The sequence below is a fragment of the Phyllobacterium sp. P5_D12 genome (genome assembly GCF_054049495.1).
Map to the genome: position 1 here is coordinate 1 of NZ_JBFUMG010000544.1, position 2,986 is coordinate 2,986.

The 2,986-nt window shown below is 54.3% G+C and carries 1 protein-coding gene and 1 pseudogene; one reads left to right on the plus strand and one right to left on the minus strand.

What is annotated here, in order from left to right:
• Positions 1-186: pseudogene (locus ACXJ5O_RS23235) on the plus strand (VOC family protein); the annotation flags it as partial.
• 3 nt (positions 187-189) lie between these two features.
• Here the strand turns inward: ACXJ5O_RS23235 and ACXJ5O_RS23240 are convergent.
• Positions 190-1,698: an AMP nucleosidase gene (locus tag ACXJ5O_RS23240; protein ID WP_457301972.1), complete on the minus strand. Its 1,509-nt coding sequence runs from the start codon at positions 1,696-1,698 to the stop codon at positions 190-192.
• Positions 1,699-2,986 lie beyond the last annotated feature (1,288 nt).

Consider the following 2,986-nt stretch of genomic DNA (forward strand, 5'->3'; position numbering starts at 1 on the left):
CCATCAACCCGTCCAGCCTGGTGCTATTATATCTGCGTGGACGATATTAACGCCGCCGAGTCCCGGATCAAGGACAAGGGCGGCAAGGTAGTCTTCGGGCCGATGGAAGTTCCCGGCGAGCAGTGGGTTTTGCAAGCACTCGATCCGCAGGGCGTGTCTTTCGCTCTTCTTGGACCTCGCAAATAAGTTCTATTGAAAGGCCATCTCGTAGAAACTGCGCAACTTTCTGGAGTGCAGTTTCTCAGGGGGCATTTCAGCCAGTTTCTCCAGGGCACGAATGCCGATCTGCAAATGCTGTGCCACCTGACGTTTGTAAAACTCCGTCGCCATGCCCGGCAGTTTCAATTCACCGTGCAGCGGCTTGTCGGAGACGCACAGCAGCGTTCCGTAAGGCACGCGAAAGCGGAAACCATTCGCCGCGATTGTCGCCGATTCCATATCGAGCGCGATCGCGCGCGATTGCGACAGCCGTTTAACGGGGCCGCGCTGGTCGCGTAGCTCCCAATTGCGGTTGTCGATCGTTGCCACGGTGCCGGTACGCATGATGCGCTTCAGATCATACCCCTCAAGCCCGGTGATTTCCGCGACTGCATGTTCAAGTGCGACCTGCACTTCGGCAAGTGCGGGTATAGGCACCCACACCGGTAAGTCGTCATCCAGCACGTGATCTTCGCGCACGTAAGCATGGGCCAACACATAGTCGCCAAGCGCTTGCGTATTGCGCAGCCCGGCGCAGTGGCCAAGCATTAGCCAGGCGTGCGGCCTCAACACAGCGATATGGTCGGTAATGGTCTTGGCGTTGGAGGGGCCGACGCCGATGTTGACCATGGTGATTCCAGAACGGTCGTCACGTGCAAGATGATAGGCCGGCATCTGCGGCAGCCGGCCGATCGGCACGCCCGACGTCGGTGCATCATTGCCGGCTTCGGTGATCAGGTTACCGGGCTCGATGAAACGCTGATAGCTGCCACCGCCTTCCGCCATCAGTCCACGCGCCAGTGCACAAAATTCGTCGATGTAGAACTGGTAGTTGGTGAACAGCACGTAGTTCTGAAAATGCATCGGTCGCGTCGCCGTATAATGCGAGAGCCGGTGCAAGGAATAATCCACGCGCTGCGCCGTAAAGGGCGAGAGCGGCATGATACTGTCGAGGTCGTCCGTCTCGTATTCGCCGTTGACAATGCGGTCATCCGTCGCTGCGAGATCCGGTACGTCGAAGAGATCGCGAAGCGGGCGGGTGAATGCATCCGCTACGGATGATTCGACATGTGTGCCCTCAAGGAAGGCAAAGTGGATGGGGATAGGCGTCGTGGATTCCTGTACCGTCACGGGACCGCCATGGTTGCGGATCAACAGCCTTATCTGCTCCTCGAGATAGTTGTCGAACAGGTCCGGTCGCGTGATGGTCGCCGTATATTGACCGGGTGCCGACACATGGCCGAACGCCAGGCGGGAATCGATCTGCGCATAGCTTGATGTTGAAAGACGCACTTCCGGATAGAAAGCGCGGAAATGCATTGTGTGGCGTTCTTCGCCTCGCGCAACTCTATCGAAGGCATCACGTAGAAACTTTGTATTGCGTTCATACAGCACGCTGAGCGCCTGGACGGCTGCCCTGGCGTCAATGAATTCTTTCGCTTCGACATGGCTGGGCATGCTGATGGCGGTGGGCTTCTTGGTTCCGATTCTTTTGTCCATGCCCCAATATAGTGACATAGCATGACACTTGAAAAGCGGTGTCTTAGAGCGGTTTGCAATCATATTGGATCGATCCTGTTTCTCGGATGGCGAGRCAATCCRCGCGGAAGGTGGCGAGGTCGATGTSTTTCCATCGTCCGACGCCGCCTGACAAAGTGGTTGGCCGCCAGCCGGAAACCCGAAGGGCCGGGTGAATTTGCTCCAAATCCTTCGGGTTTTGGCTTTGTCCGATAGAAAGGCATCGGCCTCGCCAAACCCCTCGACCTTGAACCAAATTCCCTCCGACAGGATGATTCAATATGATTGCAAACCGCTCTAAACTCTCTGCAGACTGACGAGGAGAACAAGCCCTATACCGCCATTTGATGGGTTCCGCCCTTCATAGCTTGCAGCAAAAGCCACGACAGGACCGACGAGAATGGCAGAGAAAATTAGCGCACGCAGAAAAAGCAGCGATAAATTTGCGGTTGATTGTATCATGATCCCCTCACTCCCGTCCCGATGCGGCTTTGCATTGTTGATTTCGAGACAATGACTTAACCGGTCTGAACGAAAGCTGATGCGTTCGTTCATCGCGCGTTCAACGGGAGGTGTGATTTCTCAGGTCGTAGGGGCCCCGCGGGATTAATCGAGGCGTGGGCCCTCTATCCAAACAAGAGAGGCTCTTGTTCAGACGGCGACGAGAGGGAGATGTTTGCCCAACTCCTCAGGCCTCTAAAAGCAAAAGGCAGCCATGGAGGGACCACCATGACTGCCTGCCTTTTTGCCTGTGACCAGCGAAGGATCTGTCCAGGCGTCTTGGTCTTGCATTGTTCAATCCAGGCAGGCGATTACCAACGAATAAAATAGACAATACTTTTTCTATTCTCGGCCTCCCAGAATTTCACTCAGGCTTTGTATGCAGGGAGGATGCACACAAACGACGATGATTCAACAATACAAGATAAAAGAACGTCAATATTCGGCATTTCGAAACAACTACACGCTGAAAGCTGATTGATAAGAGATATCGCGAATTTCCGCAATTATACCTTAGTCTAAATCGATTGAATTTTAAGAAAATAGGGCAACCCATGACGTAACTGGTATTGCGTCAATTTCTTTATAAATGGCGAATTTCTGCAGGTTGACGCTCCCAATGATCGTACCTTCCATCCTGGTACTCAACGGGAGCGTTCAACAGCTCGTCAGGCATCAAATCGTCCAGGCAGGCGACGTTTATCGCGTAGAACACACCCATATCCGCTGTTTCACCACGGCCGAAGGGTTTAACGCCACACGTCCGGCA